We start from the raw sequence: 17,823 nt of genomic DNA, 5'->3' as shown, positions 1-17,823 counted from the left end.
AAGCGTGGTCGGTTAAGGCGCTAGCTGGCCGCGATATGAGCGAGCCCGAGAAAACCCTTATTCCGCAGGGCATTTCAGCGGTTCGGAGCGCAGCCACGAATGCAGAATACAAAGCCATATATTTGTTCCGATTGCTCTAGGACAATTATTTTCAGGCGCGCTTTTGCGCCACTATGGCGCATGCAATCCGGCTTAAGAGGAACCACTCAGTGAATGAACGATGGCGCGACGCCGTGCGCACCGTGCAAGGCGTGCAATCCAAATACAAGCGGCTCGTGAAGGCGATGGCCGCCGATATCGAAAGCGGTGCGCTCGCTTCAGGCGCGCGTCTGCCGCCGCAGCGCGAAGTTGCCGCGGACCTTGCGATCAGCGTGCAGACCGTCACCAATGCGTACAAGGAACTCGAACGGCAAGGGCTGATCCGCTGCGAAGTCGGGCGCGGCAGCTTCGTCTCGGCGCGCGTGACCGAGACCATGTCCAATTACATGCTGGATACGGCCGAACGCTCTGTCGTCGATTTCTCGATTGCGCGCATCGTCCATACGCCCGAGCATGACGCGATGTGGCGCAAGGTCTGCGCGACGCTCTCGACCATCGAGGATCAGCCGTGGATACGCGCGTTCCGGCCTATCGCGGGCTTCGAGCATCATCGGCAGGCGGGTGTCGCATGGCTCGCGTCGCTCAACATGCCGGCGAGCGTGGAGACGCTGCTCGTTACGAACGGCGCGGCGCACGGCATCTTTCTCGCGCTCGCATCGATTGTCGGGCCGGGCGATACCGTGCTGTGCGAAAGCCTCACGGATCACGGCGTGATCGGCTCGGCGAACGTACTGGGGTTTACGCTCAAAGGCCTTGAGATTGACGAGCACGGCATCCGCCCTGAGCACTTCGAAGAAGTCTGCGACAGCGAGCGTGTGAGCGCACTCGTCTGCACGCCGACACTGAACAATCCGACCGTCGCATTGATGACCGATTCCCGCCGTCGCGCGATTGCGCGTATTGCGGAGCGTTATGGCGTGTACGTGATCGAGGACGATGTCTACGGCGCGCTGCCCGCGAAAGCGCAAACGCCCATTGCAAGCCTGATTCCGGAGCTGGCGTTCTATTGCACGAGCATGACGAAGTCCGTGCTGAGCGGCTTGCGTACCGGCTTCATGACGGTGCCGCGCAGGCTCGCATTGCGCGCGGAGAGCGTTCTGCGCGTGAGCAGTTGGATGGCGACATCGCCGATTGCCGAAGTCACCGCGCGCTGGATCATGGACGGCACGGCCGAGCGGCTCGTGCAGATTCAGCGCGAGCGGCTCGCGGCGCGGCAACGCGTCGTGCGCGAAGTGCTGAGCGATTACGTGCTCGGCTCGCATCCGAATGCGTTATCTGCATGGCTGCGCGTGCCCGACGAATGGGAAGCCGAGCGCATCGTGCGCGAACTGCGCAATCGCAATATCGCGGTGACATCGCCGGATCCGTTTCTCGTGCGCGGCGCAGTGCGGCCGAATGCGGTGCGGCTTTGCGTGGGCGCTGAAGTCGGCGAGAACACGTTCCGCACGGCCGTGCAGACGATCCGCGAAGTGTTCGAGCAATTCCCGCACGTGCATGACTTCAACTAAATGAACTAGGACAATCGAAAACGATTTTTTAGGACATTAGACTGGGTTGCATCGTTACTCGATATGCCACTCAGACGCTCATGTCCACACTCACGCTCGCCGATGTCTATCGCGCCCGCCAGCGCATCGAAGGGCGCGCGATCGTTACACCGCTCGTTCAGTCGGCGTCGTTGTCGCGCATCGCGGGCGTGCCCGTTCATCTGAAGCTCGAAACGCTGCAGCCCACCGGAAGCTTCAAGTTGCGAGGAGCGACGAATGCGCTCGCACAACTTGCCGCGGATGGCTGCACGCGTGTGGTCACGGCATCGACGGGCAATCACGGCCGCGCTGTCGCGCATGCGGCACATTCGCTCGGCATCGAAGCGGCCGTGTGTATGTCTTCGCTCGTGCCGCAGAACAAGGTCGATGCAGTGGCCGCGCTCGGCGCGCGTGTGGTCATCTGCGGAAAGAGTCAGGACGATGCGCAACTCGAAGCACAGCGACTCGTGCGCGACGAAGGTTATGCGTTCGTGCCGCCTTTCGATGATGAACGCGTGATCGCGGGGCAGGCCACCATCGGCCTTGAAATTTTCGAAGCGCTGCCGGATACGGCGAGCATCGTCGTGCCGTTGTCAGGCGGCGGCCTGTTCAGCGGCGTCGCGTTTGCAGCAAAGAATCTCCGCCCCGACATAAAGATGATCGGCGTCTCCATGGAGCGCGGCGCGGCCATGCATGCGAGTCTCGCAGCGGGCAAGCCCGTGTTCGTCGATGAACTCGAAACGCTCGCCGATTCGCTCGGCGGCGGCATCGGTCTGGAAAACCGGCACACGTTCGCGATGACGCGTGAACTCATCGATGAAGTCGTGTTGCTCGACGAAGTGTCGATCGCGCGCGGCATCGTGCATGCGTATCGCGAAGAGCGGCTCGTGGTCGAAGGCGCGGCCGCAGTCGGCATGGCGGCCTTGCTCGATGGCGCGATCGACGTGCGCGGCGGGCCGATCGTCATTGTCGTGAGCGGCAGCAACATCGATATCGAAACGCATCGCCGCCTGATTGGAGCCGCCTGAAACCATGTCTTTTATCGATCAATCCACGGTATTGCTCGGGCAAGCGCAACTGCGCCGACTCGTGCCGCTCGATCTCGACGCGATCGAACAGGTCGAAGCCGCGTTTAAATCGCTTGCGACCGAAGCTGTCGCGATGCCGCCGATCCTGCGTCTCGACATCCCCGAGCATGCGGGCGAAGTCGACGTAAAAACCGCTTATTTGCCGCGCTTTCCGAGCTTCGCGATCAAGGTGAGCCCCGGCTTCTTCAAGAATCCCTCGCTTGGTCTGCCAAGCCTCAATGGCCTGATGCTCGTGTTGTCCGCACGTACGGGCCTGACCGAAGCCGTGTTGCTCGACAGCGGTTATCTCACCGCCGTGCGCACTGCGGCAGCGGGCGCGGTTGCATCGCGCTGGCTCGCGCGCAAGGATGCGAAGCGCGTGGCGATCATCGGCGCGGGCGAGCAGGCGCGTCTGCAACTGAAGGCGTTGCGTCTCGTGCGCGACATCGATCATGTGACGGTGTATGCACGCGAACGCGAACGGGCACAGCAATACGCACGCGATTGCGAAGCCGAAGGTCTGCGTTGCGAAATCGCCGACAGCGTGCATCGCGCGCTCAGGCACGCGGACATCGCCATCACGACGACACCGAGCCGCGAGCCCTTGATTCACGCACGCGATCTGCATCCCGGTTTGCACATCACGGCGATGGGCTCAGACGCCGAACACAAGAATGAACTCGCGCCGGATGTGCTCGCGAATGCGCGTTACGTGTGCGACCGCTTGCAGCAAGTGCGCGTGCTGGGCGAACTGCATCACGCGATAGAAGCGGGCGTGATCGCTAACGATGCCGCTTTCGCCGAACTGGGACAAGTCATCGCGCAGCAGATGCCGGGCCGCGCAAACGACGACGAAGTGACCGTGTGCGATCTGACCGGCACCGGCGCGCAGGACACCGCCATCGCGACGCTTGCCGTGCAGCGCGCGCGGGCGGCTCAGGCAGGAACCATTTTCCACAACGATGTGACGGCTTGATAGAGGGGACGATGTCCGAAATCTTGCAAGAGAGAAGGAGCGAGGCGCCCGTGGTACGCCTGCCGTTCGAGCGCAGCGAATACGAGGCGCGCATCGCGAAGACGCGGCGCGCGATGGAGAAGGCAGGCATCGATCTGTTGATCGTGACCGACCCGACCAACATGGCGTGGCTCACCGGCTACGACGGCTGGTCGTTCTACGTGCATCAATGCGTGCTGCTCGCAATGGAAGACGAGCCTGTGTGGTACGGCCGTGGGCAAGATGCGAACGGTGCGAAGCGCACGGTGTTCATGCGGCACGACAATATCGTCGGCTATCCGGATCACTACGTGCAGTCGTCGGTACGTCATCCGATGGACTACCTCTCTACCGAAGTTATCGCCGCGCGTGGCTGGGATAAAAAGCGCATTGGCGTGGAGATGGACAACTATTACTTCAGCGCGAAGGCGTATGCGTCGTTGACGCAGCACTTGCCCGGCGCGAAGTTCGTCGATGCGACCGCGCTCGTCAACTGGCAACGCGCGGTGAAGTCGGCGCGCGAGATCGAATATATGCGCGTGGCGGCGCGCATCGTCGAGAAGATGCATGCGCGCATTGTCGAGCAGGTCGAGCCCGGCATGAAGAAGAGCGATCTCGTCGCGCAGATCTACGAAGCGGGCATCACGGGCGTAGAAGGTTATGGCGGCGATTATCCGGCGATCGTGCCGTTGCTGCCGACCGGTTCCGATGCCGCCGCGCCTCATCTCACATGGGACGATTCGACATTCACCGCGAATGCAGGCACGTTCTTCGAGATCGCGGGATGCTTCAGGCGTTATCACTGCCCGCAATCGCGCACGGTGTATCTGGGCAAGCCGCCGCAACATTTCATCGATGGAGAGAAGGCTGTCGTGGAAGGCATCGAAGCGGGCCTGGCCGCTGCGAAGCCGGGCAACAAGACCGAAGACATCGCGAACGCGTTCTTCGCGGTGCTGCGCAAGTCGGGAATCGAGAAGGACAGCCGCTGCGGCTATCCGATCGGCGCGAGTTATCCGCCGGACTGGGGCGAGCGCACCATGAGCCTGCGTCCCGGGGACCAGACGGTCCTCGAACCCGGCATGACGTTTCACTTCATGCCGGGCTTATGGCTCGACGATTGGGGCCTCGAAATCACGGAGAGCATTCTGATTACGGACACCGGCGTCGAGACTTTCTGCAACACGCCTCGCAAATTGTTCGTGAAGGAGTAGCACGATGCGCGCGTCACCGATCAGCCCGACCGTCGATTTCGACGCCGATGGAGAACAGCACGGCTTCCTCAAGTTGCCCTACTCGCGCAACGATTCCGCATGGGGCGCCGTGATGATTCCCGTCACCGTGATCAAACGCGGCGAGGGTCCCACCGCGCTGCTCACGGGCGGCAATCACGGCGACGAATACGAAGGGCCGATCGCGCTTGCGAAGCTCGCATCCACATTGAAAGCGAGCGAGGTGAACGGCCGCGTGATCATCGTGCCGTTCATGAATTACCCGGCGTTTCGCGCGGGTACGCGCACGTCGCCGCTCGATGCAGGCAACCTGAACCGAAGCTTTCCCGGCAAGCCCGACGGCACCGTGACGGAAAAGATCGCGGATTACTTCCAGCGTCATTTGTTGCCGCTCGCGGACTACGTGCTCGACATTCACGCGGGCGGCCGCACGCTCGACTTCGTGCCGTTCGCGGCCAGCCACGTGCTAAGCGATGCAACGCAGCAAGCGCGTTGCGAAGCCGCGATGCGCGCATTCGGCGCGCCGTATTCGATGCGTATGCTCGAACTCGACAGCGTCGGTCTCTACGACAGCGCGGCGGAAGAAGCGGGCAAGGTGTTCGTATCGACGGAACTCGGCGGCGGCGGTTCATCGACGGCGAAGAGCGTCGCGATCGCGGAGCGCGGCGTGCACGGCTTTCTCGCGTATGCCGGCGTGATCGAACAACCGGCGACGCGAGGCGAAGCGCGCACCACGACGCTGCTCGACATGCCCGATGGCTCTTGCTACACGACGAGCGAACATACGGGTCTGCTGGAAATGTGCCGCGATCTCGGCGACATGGTCAAGGCCGGCGATGTGCTCGCTCGCGTGTACGACATGACGCGCACGGGCGCCACGCCCGTTGACTATCGTGCGAAGCGCGACGGACTGCTTGCGGCGCGGCATTTTCCGGGCCTCGTGCAGATGGGCGATACCGTGGCCGTGGTCGCGGATATCGTCGAACGTAATATCGCCGTGGGCCGCGCGTGATCAGGCTCGACCGCTACGATCTGGCGATTCTGCGCATTCTCGCGCGGGATGGCCGCATGACGAAATCGCGCCTGGCGGAAGAGGTCAATCTGTCGATTTCGCCGGCATGGGAGCGCGTGAAGAAGCTCGAAGACTGCGGGCTCATCAAAGGCTATCGCGCAGAGATCGACTGGATGGCTGCCTTCAAGGGCAGCCGTATCGTCGTGGAGGTGACGCTGTCGCGTCATACCGCGCAGGACATGCGGCGCTTCGAAGAGCGCGTGAACGCGGCGCCGGAAATCGTGCAGTGCTATGCGACCGGCGGCGGCGTGGATTACGTGCTGCATGTGGTGTCGCGCGACATCGATCACTATCAGCGCTTCATCGATTCGCTGCTCGTCGAGGAACTCGGCATCGAACGGTACTTCACGTATATCGTGACGAAGGTCGTCAAGAACGTAGCCGAAGGGCCGCCTGACTGGGCCGATGAAGCCGTCTGAACGCATCGTTCCTCGCGCGCGAAAAAGTTCTGTAGCACAGTCCGCGGAACAGAAAAAACATAAACGTCCAAGCGCCATAACGAAAAATTCGCGAGCCGCATGAGCCTTAAAGTGGATGCATCGAATTACATACATGTTCTGGAGACAAACATGCAGCTCGGTCATCCCGTTCTCTTCAAATCGCTTTGCTATGTCGACGGCCGCTGGGTCCATAGCGACAGCGCCGCATCGATTGCCGTCACCAATCCCGCCGATCAAAAGGTCATCGGTCATGTGCCGATGCTCGACCGCGCGCAGATCGTGAGCGCAGTCGATTCCGCCGAGCGCGCGTTTCAGTCGTGGCGCTGGATGCCGCAACAAAAGCGCAGTGCGCTGCTGCTGCGCTGGCATGAACTCATCATGCGACATCAGGCGGATCTTGCTGGCATCCTGTCGCTTGAGCAAGGCAAGCCGCTTGCCGAGTCCAAAGGCGAAATAGCCTATGCGGCGAGCTTCGTCGAATGGTTCGCCAACGAAGCGAAACGCCTTGCAGGACGCACGATTCCCACGCATATCGACGGCGCGCATCTCGGCACGGTGATGGAACCCGTCGGCGTTGCCGCGCTCATTACGCCGTGGAATTTCCCTGTTGCGATGATCACGCGCAAGGCCGCGGCCGCGCTTGCAGCAGGTTGCACCGTGATTGTGAAGCCCGCGCACGAAACGCCTTTCTCGGCGATTGCGCTTGCACAGCTCGCGGAAGAAGCGGGCTTTCCGCCGGGCGTGTTCAACGTCGTGATCGGCGAGCCGCACATGGCGATGGAAACGCTCGTCGGCGATACGCGTGTACGTGCCGTCAGCTTCACGGGTTCCACGCGCGTGGGCGGACTCGTTGCAAAGACGGCGGCGCAAGCGGGCATCAAGAAGCTCGCGCTGGAACTCGGCGGCAATGCGCCTTTCATCGTGACCGAAGACGCGGACCTGGAACAGGCCGTGCGCATCGCAGTGGGCGCCAAGTTTCAGACGTCGGGGCAGGATTGCTGTGCCGCTAATCGCATTCTCGTCGCGCGTGCGTTGTATGAGCCGTTCGTCGAACGCTACACGGCAGCGGTGCGGTCGCTTAAGGTAGGTAACGCATTCGAGACGAACGTCGATATCGGGCCGCTCATGCATCAGGCCGCATTCGATGCAACGCTTGCGCGCGTGGAAGATGCAAGAGCGCAAGGCGCGCGCATTACGGTCGGCGGCAATCCGCATGCGTTAGGCGGCTGGTTCTTCGAACCGACGGTCGTCGCCGATGCCAAAGCGGGCATGCGTATCTATGACGAAGAGAACTTCGCGCCGATCTCCGCGATCTCGCCGTTCGATACGCTCGACGAAGCCGTCGCGCGCGCAAACGACACGGAATATGGCCTCGCCGCCTATGTCTGCGCGACGCGCATCGACACCATCTTTCAACTCGTGCGGCGTCTCGACTTCGCGATGGTGTCGGTCAATGGCGTGAAGTTCACCGGCGCGCCGATTCCGTTCGGCGGCATGAAGGCATCGGGCCTTGGCCGCGAAGGCGGTGCGGAAGGCTTCGAGCCTTTCGTCGAAACGAAATACTTTTGCCTCGGCAATCTGGGCCTGCCGCTTTCGAGCGCGGCCTGAACGAATCAATCTCAGAGACACGCCTCACCGAATCAAGGAGAAGCACATGACGCAGCAAAAGCAATCGCTCGAACAATTGTTCAACGAAGACCGCGCGCACTTCATGCACCCGTCCACGCACGCACACGATCACGCGAGCGGCGCGTTGCCCGGCAAGATCGTCACCGGCGCGAAGGGCATTCGTATCGAGGATCATCAGGGCAAAAGCTATATCGATGCGTTTGCGGGCCTGTATTGCGTGAACATCGGCTATGGCCGCACCGAAGTGGCCGACGCGATCTACGAGCAGGCGAAGAAGCTCGCTTACTATCACACGTATGTCGGCCACTCGACGGATACGATCATCGAGTTGTCGTCGCGCATCATCGACTGGTCGCCCGAAGGCATGAAGAAGGTGTACTACGGCATGTCGGGGTCGGATGCGAACGAAACGCAGATCAAGATCGTCTGGTACTACAACAACGTGCTCGGGCGTCCGAACAAGAAGAAAATCATTTCACGCGAGCGCGGTTATCACGGATCGGGCATCGTAACGGGCAGCCTGACCGGCCTGCCGAGCTTTCATCAGAACTTCGATCTGCCTGTCGATCGCGTTAAGCACACCGTTTGCCCGCATTGGTATCGCAAGGCGCCGGTCGGCATGAGCGAAGCGCAATTCACCGCGTATTGCGTGGAAGAACTGGAGAAGCTCATCGCCAAGGAGGGCGCGGATACGATCGCGGCCTTCATCGCCGAACCGGTGATGGGCACGGGCGGCATCATTGCGCCGCCGCAAGGCTATTGGGAAGCCATTCAGGACGTGCTCAGAAAGCACGACATCCTGCTGATCTCCGATGAAGTCGTGTGCGGTTTCGGCCGTCTCGGCTCGAAGATGGGCGCGCAGCACTTCGGCATCAAGCCGGACCTCATCACCGTCGCCAAGGGGCTGACGAGCGCCTATGCGCCGCTGTCAGGCGTGATCGTCGGCGAGAAGGTGTGGGACGTGGTCGACAAAGGCTCGCAGGAATTCGGTCCGATGGGTCACGGCTGGACGTACTCGGGCCATCCGATCTGCGCGGCCGCGGCCCTTGCCAATCTCGACATTCTGGAGCGCGAGAACCTGACGCAGAATGCCGCCGATGTCGGCGCGTACTTGCAGCAACAACTGCACGCCGCGTTCGATGCGCATCCGCTGGTCGGCGAAGTGCGCGGCGCGGGCATGCTGGCGGCGCTCGAATTCATGGCCGACAAGGACGACCGCAAGCCGTTCGATGCCGCACTCAAGGTGGGCCCGAAGGTATCGGCGGCGGTGCTCGAGCGCGGCGTGATTGCGCGGGCGATGCCGCACGGCGATATCCTCGGCTTCGCGCCGCCGCTCGTGACCACGCGTAGCGAAGTCGATGAGATTGTCGGCATCGTCAAGCAGGCGGTGGATGCGGTGGCGAGTGAAGTGATCGGCTCGGCGCTTTCGACTCAGGCAATTTGAGATTATTTAAACCGGCGCAAGGGAAGACCCGTAGAAATGCGGGTTCTTTTTCATATTTGGGCACGCGCTAAAGAAATCCGCCTTAAAAAACAAAACGGCCGCTGCTTGCGGCCGTCTTGCATACTTTGCGCTGATGCTTCCCGCTTAACGCGTGGCAATGTACATCGTGATCTCAAAGCCAAAGCGCATATCGGTGAAACTCGGGGTTTCCCACTTCATAGAGCCTCCTTGTGCAATGAACAACCGGACGGATGCCAGGTCGTTGCGCGGATTCTTCCAGACTAGCGCCGTGCAAAGCCGCGCCCCCAATTCGACGCCCTTTAATCCTAACGCGAGTTCAAGCATTGCACGATTGGAATTTGCCTGTTCGCTCATTTAATTTATTTATAGCGCCCAAGGCCGTTTTTGGAATCGTCAGGCTTTGCACGGATTTCGTCAGGACCGTTTGTTTAAGGGATTACCCTCGATATTTTTCTTGGCGTCAATTGATCAGATAAAAGATGCTTACAACGATAAAGCGTGTCAGAGCGCGGCGCTTATCGTGGTAGCACGCGGCGCTAGCGAGGCGCGCGTCAGCGCATCGATCGGCAAGGGCTTGTCGAAGAAATAGCCTTGCGCCTGCGCGGCGCCCATTTCACGCAAAACGGCAAGCGTCGCGGCATCTTCGACGCCTTCCGCCACGAGCGTCAGATCGAGCGACTCGGCCATGCGCACGATCGCACGCACAATGGCGCGGCTGCGCGGGCTTTCGGTCAATTCCAGAATAAAGGACTTGTCGATCTTCAGGCCCGTGAACTGATATTGATGCACGTAACTCAGCGAAGAAAAACCCGCACCGAAGTCGTCGAGTACGACGGACATGCCGTTATCAGCAAGACGCTGCATCGTGCGCCGCGCGAGATCGGGTTCGGCGACGAGCGCGCCTTCCGTCAGCTCAAGACACACACGCGACGGCGAAACACGATAACGCCGCAACAGCGCCAGCACATCGTCGGCGAATTCGGGGCGCGTCATGCTGTAGCTGGAGCAGTTCACATGCACTGGCGGCCAATGCGCAAAGCGCGCGTTGGAAAGTATCGCGGCGACGCGTTCGAGCATATACAGATCGAGCCTGCCGATGAGTCTCAAGCCCTCGACCGACGGCAAAAATTCACCCGGCCCGACGATGCGTCCATCAGACTGACGCCAGCGAATGAGCGCCTCGAGCGCGACCACTTCGCCGCTCTCCACATCGACGATCGGCTGGAAGTAGGGCAGCAGTTCGTCGTCGCGTTTCATTGCATTGCGCAGCGCGCCTTCGCGTTCCACCTGGTCCGACACTTGACGTCGCAGTTCCTGATTGAACACGACGAAGCTGTCGCGGCCCGCGTTTTTCACGCGATACATCGCGGTATCGGCATCGCGCAGGAGATCGGCGGGCTCGGTATGAAACTGGCTGTCCGCGCTCACAATGCCGATGCTGCACGACGAGAACACTACATGTTCTTCGATATGAAACGGCAGATCGAAGGCGGCCAGAATGCGCTTGGCGATCGACACGGCATCGCGTACCGGCGCATTTGGCGAGAGCACGGCGAACTCGTCGCCGCCCAGACGCGCGAGTAAATCGCTCGAACGCAGGCAGTCGCGCAAACGCGCCGCCGCCTGCACGAGCAGCATGTCGCCGAAGTGATGGCCGAGACTGTCGTTCACGACCTTGAAGCGATCGAGGTCGATGAACATCACGGAAAGCTCGTCGCCGCGCGTCTGATAGTCCTTCCATGCGCAGCGCAACCGCTGCATCAGATGGCTGCGATTGGGCAGGCCGGTAAGCGAATCGTGCGAGTTCTCGTAGAGCAAGCGCGCGTTGACGTCGTCGAGTTCGCGCGTGCGGGCCTGCACGCGCGCTTCGAGTTCGAGGTTCGCGGCGTGCAGTGCTTCGGCGTCGCGGCGGCGCGAGAGTGCGGTGTCGATATGGCGCGATACGAACGTGAGCAGTTCCTGATCGCGCAACGAATAGCGCACGAGCGGCGAGTAGCTCTGCACGGCGAGCACGCCGCGTACGACATCGCCATCGAAGAGCGGAATGCCGAGCCACGAACGCAGACGCACTTCGCTGTGCTCGATCTCGAACGCGCCGTCCTCGATCAGTCGCAGCGCTTCCTGATGATCGATGAGCCGCGCACGCCGCTCACGGATCACGTACTCGGTCAGGCCACGCTTGGCGCGTCGTGGCGCGGGCCGTTCCTGCACGATCTCATCGACGTAATACGGAAACGATACTTCGCCCGTGTCGGTCTCGAACAGCGCGATATAGAAGTTGCGCGCATAGAGCAGTTCGCCGACGATGCCATGCAGGCTGCGCAGAAACTCCATCATGTCGCCGGGGCGGCTCGACAGTTCCGCGATCTGATACAGCGCCGCCTGCAAATGCTCGGACCGCTCGCGCTCCGCAATGCCATGACGCAAGGCGGTGTTGAGCTTCGACAGTTCGGAGGTGCGCCGCGCGACCTGCTCTTCGAGATCGGCGCGGTGCAGGATACGGTCGAGCGCCATCGCCACGTGACGCGCGACGACGAGAAACAGCGCGCGGTCCTCGGCGGTATAGATGCGCGACACATCGTAGACCTGCATCGCCAGCATGCCGAAGACTTCGTCGGCGGCATTCTTGAGCGGCGCGCCCATCCAGAACTCGGGACGATCGCCGATGCAATAGAAGCGGCCGTCGCGCTCGGCCGCGCAAATGTCCGCTGCCGTGATGAAAAGCGGCTGCGCGCTCGTCAGCACCTGACCCGTCATCGACAGGCGTGCCGGATTCAGGATGTCGTAGTTTTCAGCAGCGACGACATCGGTATCGATCACATCGACGTAATACGGATACGTGATCTTGCCCGTCTTGCGATCGTAGAGCGCGAGATAGAAGTTCTCCGCGTCGATCAGCGTGCCGAGCCGTTCATGCACGCCGCGCAGAAAATCGGCGCGCTCGGGCACCGAGCTTGCCAGATACGAGATTTCGTAAAGCACGCGTTGCGTGAGCTGCGCGCGCGCGAGGGCGTCGGCTTGCAGACGTTCGCCCAGCGTGCGTGCGAGTTCGGCGAGATGAAGGTCGTCGCAATGCCCGGCGGGCGCGAGCAGCCAGCCGAGCACGCTCTCGCCGCGCCCGGTCGGCCAGCCATGCCAGCCATGCGCGGCGCACGATTCGGCGAGCCGTTCCTCGGCGATGCTGTGCGGCCACGCGCGTCCATCGGGCAACGGGGCATCGCCGCGTCGCTCCAGATGCAACTGCTCGCCCGCGCGATACCACGCCCATTGCTGTGGACAGCCCGCTGCGGCGGCCTGGCGCAACAGGGCGTCGATCGACGGCGCGCCGCTTGTCAAGGTCTCTTCTTCCATTGCCGTTACGGTTGCAGCTTCGATCGCAGTCGCGCGGCCAACCGGCGCGTCGTACGCGGAATACACGTTCATCGGCGCTCCAGGCCATAGGGCCGCCTCGGCGGACGGTTCTCATTCGGCGACATGCGCGCGCGCCATGCGTGCAGCGCGCGTCGCAAGCAAAACGTTCTTAACGGGCTAACGGCAGGCAGCTTACAGCCTTGAGGACGCAGGACAAAAAAACCCGCCGCGCATGGCGTATCTATCTCGCTTGAGCGGCGCCGGTGGACGGATGACCGGTGAATCGTTCGCGATAGGCCTGCGGCGAAACGCCGAGCGCGCGCAGGAAGCCGCGCCGCATCGTCTCTTCGGATCCGAAGCCGCAGCGCGCGGCGACGCGTTTAACCGGCAGGGCGGTATCGCCGAGCAGGCGGCGCGCGGCTTCCAGCCGCATGCGTTCGATCGAGCGCGCGGGCGTCGTGCCGGTTTGCGCGCGGTAATGGCGTACGAAGCTGCGCTCGCTCATGCCGACGCGCCCGGCCAGCACGCCGATCGACAGATCCGTCGCGAGATTTTCGGCAATCCATGCGTGCAGTTCGCCGAAACGCTCGCCGGATTTTTGCAGCGACAGCGCCGCGCTGAACTGCGCCTGCCCGCCGGGCCGCTTCAGGAACACGACCAGTTGGCGTGCCGCCTCGAGCGCGACCGCGCGGCCGAGATCGTCTTCGACGAGTGCGAGCGACAGATCGATGCCCGCCGTGATGCCGGCGGAAGTCCATACGTCGCCGTCGCGGATGAAGATCGGATCGGCCTCGACGCGCACCGCCGGAAAGCGTGCCGCGAGTTCGTCGCAACGCGTCCAGTGCGTGACGGCGCGGCGGGCATCCAGCAGACCCGCCGACGCGAGCAGAAACGCGCCGGTGCACACCGAGGCCGTGCGGCGCGCGTGGGTCGAGCGTGCGCGCACCCAGTCGACGAGATCGGTCTGGCGCACGGCCTCGTGAACGCCCCAGCCGCCCGCGACAATCAGCGTGTCGCACGCCTCGCTCGCATCGGGCAGCGTGTGCGCGACGACGCCGAGTCCCGCCGATGCCGTCACGGTGCCTTCGCGCGCGATCACTCGCGGGCGGTACGGCCGCGGCATGCCCGCTGCCGTCGCCAGATCGTTGACGGTGGCGAAAACCTGCAGCGGCCCGGCGACGTCGAGCAACTGGACGTCGGGGAAGGCGAGGATATCGACGGTGCGGGGCGTCTCGGTGTGCATATCGGTACTTCCGGCGATATTGGCGGAAAACGTGGGTTATGTGTCAACTTCGCCATAGGGTAGCGGCGTAGCATGGGTTCGTCCACTGCCAACGATTGACCGACTCAAGGAGCCCAAGATGACGCTGCATATCGGCCTGCTGCTGTTTCCGCGCGTTCAGCAACTCGACATGACCGGCCCGTACGACGTATTCGCGCACATGGCCGACGCGCAAGTGCACCTCGTTGCGAAGACGGGCGAGCCTGTGAAATCGAGCGCCGGCATGATCCTGACGCCCGACGCCACCTTCGCCGATTGCCCGGCGCTCGACGTGATCTGCGTGCCGGGCGGCGCTGGCGTCGGCGATCTGATGGAAGACGAGGAGACGCTCGCCTTCCTGCGCCGGCAGGCGGCAGACGCGCGTTATGTGACGTCGGTCTGCACGGGCTCGCTCGTGCTCGGCGCGGCGGGGCTGCTGCGCGGCAAACGCGCGACGACGCACTGGGCATTTCACTCGCTGCTCGCCGAACTCGGCGCCATTCCGGTGCACGCGCGCGTGGTGCGCGACGGCAATTTGCTGACCGGCGGCGGCATCACGGCGGGCATCGATTTCGCGTTGACGCTGGCGGCGGAACTCGTCGGCGAGCACGAGGCGCAGGCGATTCAGCTGCAGATGGAATACGCCCCCGCGCCGCCGTTCGATTCGGGCGATCCGGATCGCGCGCCGGCCGCCGTGCTGAACGACGTGCGCGAGCGTTCGGCGGCATCGCTCGCGGCGCGCGGCGCGATCACGGCGCGCGTCGCCGAGCGTTTGAAACTGCATGCGTAATGCAAAATGCGTCATGCCGTTTGGTCTTACACATGCGTAATGCAAAATGCCAACGGCGAGGCCGCATGCGCCGACATGCAAGCAGCATTAGAAACGCTTCTGCATGAAATAGCGTGACTGCCCCGCATGAAAGTCGGCGATTTCGCCGAAAACCTCGTACCCGCAGCGCGCGTAAAGCGCGCGTGCCGCGGGATTAATGGTGTCGAGCCACGCCGCGCGGCAGCCGCGCTTTTGCGCTTCGTGCTCGGCGGCCTCCAGCGCGCGGCCGCCGAAGCCGAGGCCGCGTGCGTCTTCGTGAATCCATAGCCATTTGACGAATAGCCAGTCCCACGCCGTATAGCCCGCCAGACCGCCGACGAAGTCGTCGCCGCGATACACCGACACGGCGAGATCGCGCTGATGGCTCGGACCGAGCTGCGCGCGATTGAACGCGGCGAGGCCGCCGGATACGTCGCGCTCGAACGATGCGTCGATCCAGTCGGTCACCGCAAGCGTGAAATGACCTGCATCGTTCGCGCTCATGTGATGCTCGCTCAGGTCTGCGCGGCCGGCGCCACCGATGCGCCCTTGATGCCGTGGCGCGCGAGCGCATCCGCGACAAACCCGGAGCGCTTCACGTCCTCGACGAACGCGCGCAGAAAGTTCGCCGCCTCGTCGCCGCGAGGCTTCGGCAAGCCCATCGCCTGCTGGATCACCATGAAGCGCCCGTCGAGCAGGCGCACGCCGGGCGTGCGCGCGGCATCGGCTTCGAGTTGCTGTTTGACGCCCGCCGCGACTTCGAGGTTATCGCGCAGGAAAGCCTCGACCACCGTTTGCGACAGCTCCGTGCGCACGATCTGCGCATGCTTGATTTCGCGCGTGAGAAAGAGATCGTACGCGCTGCCTTGGCCCACCATGATGCGATTGCCCTCGCGATCCACTTCGTCGTTGCTGACGAGCGGCGAGGCGTCGCGCACGAGATAGCAGCCTTCGATCAGCACATAAGGCGCGGTGAACGCAATGCCCGCGCCGCGCAACGGATCGATTGCAAAGAAGCCGACGTCGGCGGCTTCGTTCGTGACGGTTTCCACCGACTTTGCGGCGGTTTCGAACGCGGTGAACGCGACGGGCACGCGAAGACGCGCCGCGAGTTCCCGCGCGATATCCACGGATACGCCGCCCGGTTCGCCGCTGTCCGTGCGATGCGCGAGGATCGGATTGCCGAGATTGATCGATGCGCGCAACGTGCCGGTCGGCGCGAAGGCGTCCTGCAAGGTAGAGGAGAGAGTCATGGCTTCCATCGGTTGATTGAAGGCGCGTGGCGCGCGGCGTGGCGAGATGCGCGATTGGATGCAGAATACGCGAACCACAACCGGTCTGGCAAAGGAGCGCCATGCAAGGCGAACGCATCGATACGAACGAATTGATTCAGCGTCTGAAGCTCGAACCGCATCCCGAAGGCGGGTTCTTTCGCGAGACCTATCGGGACAATGCTCGCGTGACGCGCGCAGGCGAAGGCGCGTTGCGTTCCGCATCCACCGCGATCTACTTCCTGTTATGCGATGGCGCGCATTCGGCGTGGCATCGCATTCGTTCGGACGAGGTCTGGCATTTCTATGCAGGCGATCCGCTCGATGTGCACGTGCTCGAAGCGAACGATGCCGGCGGCGCGCTCGTCACGCATCGCCTTGGCAACGCGCTCATGCATCCGCATACATCGTTTCAAGCTGTCGTGAAAGCGGGCGACTGGTTTGCCGCCGAATGTCGCGATGCTTCGGGCGCGGCGTTGGTCGGCTGCACGGTCGCGCCGGGCTTCGAATTCAGCGAGTTCGAACTGGCCGCGCCGGGCACGCTGGAAGCACGATATCCGCAGCATCGCGAGTTGATCACGCGTCTCGGCCCAAAGACGTGACGTGACCCGACGCCGCGCGCGCGAGTGCGGTTATCATCGCGCGCATCTCGACTACACACGCAGGATCAGGCATGAGCGCAGTGCGCCGCGGCATTCAATCGATCGAAGTAGGGGGCGCGCTCTTGCGCGCACTGGTGGATCACGGCGGGCCCATGTTGCTCGGCGATCTCGCGAAGAAGGCGGGCATGCCGTCGGCGAAGGCGCATCCGTATCTCGTGTCGTACGGCAATCTCGGGTTGATTCAGCAAGACTCCGCCACGGGCCGCTATGAACTCGGGCCTTTCGCGTTGCAGATGGGCCTGATCAGCTTGCAGCGCGTCGATCCGGTGCGGCTTGCAATCGAGGAAGTGGCGAACATGACGCCGCGCGTCGAGCATACGGTCGCGCTTGCGAGCGCGGGCAGTTATGGTCCGACGATCGTGCATATCCGGCAAGCGAGCGTGCCCATCCACGTGACGATGCGCACAGGCACGGTGATGTCGTTGTTGCAGACCGCAACGGGCCGCGCGTTCGCCGCGTATCTTCCGCCGATGACCGTGGACGCGCTGGTGGCCATCGAACGCGCGGGCGCGTTGCAAACGGGCGCCGTACGTCGCGATTACACGCGCGCGCAGATCGACGCGATGCTCGCCGAAGTGCGCGAACACGGCATCGCGAGAGCGATCGACGATCCCGTCGCGGGCATCAGTGCGATGAGCGCGCCGGTGTTCGATCATTCGCGCAACATCGTGCTCGCGATCACCGCGATCGGGCCGAGCGGTTCGTTCGATGGCGCATGGAACGGCGACATCGCCCAAGCGCTGCGTGCGTGTGCCGGGCACGTGTCGAAGATGCTGGGCTTCGTCGCCGTCTGATTTCCCGCCGATAGCGCCCTTTCATCATCCTGCGACGATCGTCGCAGGCTTTGTCGCGTCCCCATACGGGTAAACGCAAATTTAACAATATAAAACGACTTGTACAATGATGAACAGATAACCGAAAGCGAAGCAATTCGCACCGGAGCCTGAGA

Annotated in this window: 16 protein-coding genes; 11 read left to right on the top strand and 5 right to left on the bottom strand. The window is 62.8% G+C overall.

The window, feature by feature from the left end:
• Positions 1–173: 173 nt before the first annotated feature.
• From ehuR to BRPE64_RS18520, 8 genes are all read left to right on the top strand, one after another.
• Positions 174–1,607 (top strand): MocR-like ectoine utilization transcription factor EhuR, encoded by a 1,434-nt coding sequence (ehuR, locus tag BRPE64_RS18555; RefSeq protein ID WP_173405465.1) that lies wholly within the window; start codon positions 174–176, stop codon positions 1,605–1,607.
• 80 nt (positions 1,608–1,687) lie between these two features.
• Positions 1,688–2,653: a hydroxyectoine utilization dehydratase EutB gene (gene eutB / locus BRPE64_RS18550; protein ID WP_016355048.1), complete on the top strand. Its 966-nt coding sequence runs from the start codon at positions 1,688–1,690 to the stop codon at positions 2,651–2,653.
• 4 nt (positions 2,654–2,657) lie between these two features.
• On the top strand, positions 2,658–3,668 hold the full coding sequence (locus BRPE64_RS18545) for a cyclodeaminase (protein WP_016355047.1): 1,011 nt from the start codon (positions 2,658–2,660) through the stop codon (positions 3,666–3,668).
• 11 nt (positions 3,669–3,679) lie between these two features.
• A complete protein-coding gene (doeA, locus tag BRPE64_RS18540) occupies positions 3,680–4,897 on the top strand; it encodes an ectoine hydrolase DoeA (protein WP_044042457.1) in 1,218 nt (405 codons plus the stop codon).
• A gap of 4 nt (positions 4,898–4,901) precedes the next feature.
• Positions 4,902–5,927 (top strand): N(2)-acetyl-L-2,4-diaminobutanoate deacetylase DoeB, encoded by a 1,026-nt coding sequence (gene doeB, locus BRPE64_RS18535; protein WP_016355045.1) that lies wholly within the window; start codon positions 4,902–4,904, stop codon positions 5,925–5,927.
• Positions 5,927–6,406 (top strand): Lrp/AsnC family transcriptional regulator, encoded by a 480-nt coding sequence (locus BRPE64_RS18530; protein WP_044042762.1) that lies wholly within the window; start codon positions 5,927–5,929, stop codon positions 6,404–6,406. The genes doeB and BRPE64_RS18530 overlap by 1 nt, the downstream gene beginning before the upstream one ends.
• A gap of 150 nt (positions 6,407–6,556) precedes the next feature.
• Positions 6,557–8,035: an NAD-dependent succinate-semialdehyde dehydrogenase gene (locus BRPE64_RS18525; protein ID WP_016355043.1), complete on the top strand. Its 1,479-nt coding sequence runs from the start codon at positions 6,557–6,559 to the stop codon at positions 8,033–8,035.
• A gap of 46 nt (positions 8,036–8,081) precedes the next feature.
• On the top strand, positions 8,082–9,500 hold the full coding sequence (locus BRPE64_RS18520; RefSeq protein ID WP_016355042.1) for an aspartate aminotransferase family protein: 1,419 nt from the start codon (positions 8,082–8,084) through the stop codon (positions 9,498–9,500).
• A 144-nt stretch (positions 9,501–9,644) separates the two neighbouring features.
• On the opposite strand, the gene pqqA is transcribed toward BRPE64_RS18520, so the two are convergent.
• The 3 genes from pqqA to BRPE64_RS18505 form a co-directional block, all read right to left on the bottom strand.
• Entirely contained in the window at positions 9,645–9,719 is a 75-nt protein-coding gene (gene pqqA, locus BRPE64_RS32935) for a pyrroloquinoline quinone precursor peptide PqqA (RefSeq protein ID WP_008353049.1), read from the bottom strand.
• Between the two features lie 303 nt (positions 9,720–10,022).
• Complete coding sequence (locus BRPE64_RS18510; RefSeq protein ID WP_016355041.1) at positions 10,023–12,944, bottom strand: sensor domain-containing phosphodiesterase; 2,922 nt, start codon at positions 12,942–12,944, stop codon at positions 10,023–10,025.
• Positions 12,945–13,113: 169 nt separating this feature from the next.
• A complete protein-coding gene (locus tag BRPE64_RS18505) occupies positions 13,114–14,115 on the bottom strand; it encodes a GlxA family transcriptional regulator (protein ID WP_016355040.1) in 1,002 nt (333 codons plus the stop codon).
• A gap of 118 nt (positions 14,116–14,233) precedes the next feature.
• On the opposite strand from BRPE64_RS18505, the gene BRPE64_RS18500 reads away from it, so the two are divergent.
• A complete protein-coding gene (locus BRPE64_RS18500) occupies positions 14,234–14,923 on the top strand; it encodes a DJ-1/PfpI family protein (RefSeq protein WP_016355039.1) in 690 nt (229 codons plus the stop codon).
• Positions 14,924–15,010: 87 nt separating this feature from the next.
• Here BRPE64_RS18500 and BRPE64_RS18495 read toward each other — a convergent pair whose 3' ends face one another.
• Together BRPE64_RS18495 and BRPE64_RS18490 are read right to left on the bottom strand one after the other, a co-directional pair.
• Complete coding sequence (locus BRPE64_RS18495) at positions 15,011–15,445, bottom strand: GNAT family N-acetyltransferase (protein WP_016355038.1); 435 nt, start codon at positions 15,443–15,445, stop codon at positions 15,011–15,013.
• An 11-nt stretch (positions 15,446–15,456) separates the two neighbouring features.
• Complete coding sequence (locus tag BRPE64_RS18490; protein ID WP_044042761.1) at positions 15,457–16,194, bottom strand: ABC transporter substrate-binding protein; 738 nt, start codon at positions 16,192–16,194, stop codon at positions 15,457–15,459.
• Between the two features lie 101 nt (positions 16,195–16,295).
• Between BRPE64_RS18490 and BRPE64_RS18485 the strand changes: the two genes are divergently transcribed.
• Both BRPE64_RS18485 and BRPE64_RS18480 read left to right on the top strand, forming a co-directional pair.
• Positions 16,296–16,814: a cupin domain-containing protein gene (locus BRPE64_RS18485; RefSeq protein WP_016355036.1), complete on the top strand. Its 519-nt coding sequence runs from the start codon at positions 16,296–16,298 to the stop codon at positions 16,812–16,814.
• A gap of 71 nt (positions 16,815–16,885) precedes the next feature.
• Positions 16,886–17,668 carry an IclR family transcriptional regulator gene (locus BRPE64_RS18480; RefSeq protein WP_016355035.1) on the top strand — a complete coding sequence of 261 codons (783 nt, stop codon included), beginning with the start codon at positions 16,886–16,888 and terminating at the stop codon, positions 17,666–17,668.
• Positions 17,669–17,823 lie beyond the last annotated feature (155 nt).

It is taken from the genome of Caballeronia insecticola (genome assembly GCF_000402035.1).
GTDB lineage: Bacteria > Pseudomonadota > Gammaproteobacteria > Burkholderiales > Burkholderiaceae > Caballeronia > Caballeronia insecticola.
The sequence above is the reverse complement of the archived record's forward strand: the minus strand, read 5'-3'. Positions and strand labels throughout refer to the sequence as shown.

Coding starts and splice junctions, on each gene's coding strand:
- ehuR (WP_173405465.1), top strand. CDS start 174: ATGGCGCATGCAATCCGGCTTAAGAGGAACCACTCAGTGAATGAACGA.
- eutB (WP_016355048.1), top strand. CDS start 1,688: ATGTCCACACTCACGCTCGCCGATGTCTATCGCGCCCGCCAGCGCATC.
- BRPE64_RS18545 (WP_016355047.1), top strand. CDS start 2,658: ATGTCTTTTATCGATCAATCCACGGTATTGCTCGGGCAAGCGCAACTG.
- doeA (WP_044042457.1), top strand. CDS start 3,680: ATGTCCGAAATCTTGCAAGAGAGAAGGAGCGAGGCGCCCGTGGTACGC.
- doeB (WP_016355045.1), top strand. CDS start 4,902: ATGCGCGCGTCACCGATCAGCCCGACCGTCGATTTCGACGCCGATGGA.
- BRPE64_RS18525 (WP_016355043.1), top strand. CDS start 6,557: ATGCAGCTCGGTCATCCCGTTCTCTTCAAATCGCTTTGCTATGTCGAC.
- BRPE64_RS18520 (WP_016355042.1), top strand. CDS start 8,082: ATGACGCAGCAAAAGCAATCGCTCGAACAATTGTTCAACGAAGACCGC.
- BRPE64_RS18510 (WP_016355041.1), bottom strand. CDS start 12,944: ATGAACGTGTATTCCGCGTACGACGCGCCGGTTGGCCGCGCGACTGCG.
- BRPE64_RS18505 (WP_016355040.1), bottom strand. CDS start 14,115: ATGCACACCGAGACGCCCCGCACCGTCGATATCCTCGCCTTCCCCGAC.
- BRPE64_RS18500 (WP_016355039.1), top strand. CDS start 14,234: ATGACGCTGCATATCGGCCTGCTGCTGTTTCCGCGCGTTCAGCAACTC.
- BRPE64_RS18495 (WP_016355038.1), bottom strand. CDS start 15,445: ATGAGCGCGAACGATGCAGGTCATTTCACGCTTGCGGTGACCGACTGG.
- BRPE64_RS18490 (WP_044042761.1), bottom strand. CDS start 16,194: ATGACTCTCTCCTCTACCTTGCAGGACGCCTTCGCGCCGACCGGCACG.
- BRPE64_RS18485 (WP_016355036.1), top strand. CDS start 16,296: ATGCAAGGCGAACGCATCGATACGAACGAATTGATTCAGCGTCTGAAG.
- BRPE64_RS18480 (WP_016355035.1), top strand. CDS start 16,886: ATGAGCGCAGTGCGCCGCGGCATTCAATCGATCGAAGTAGGGGGCGCG.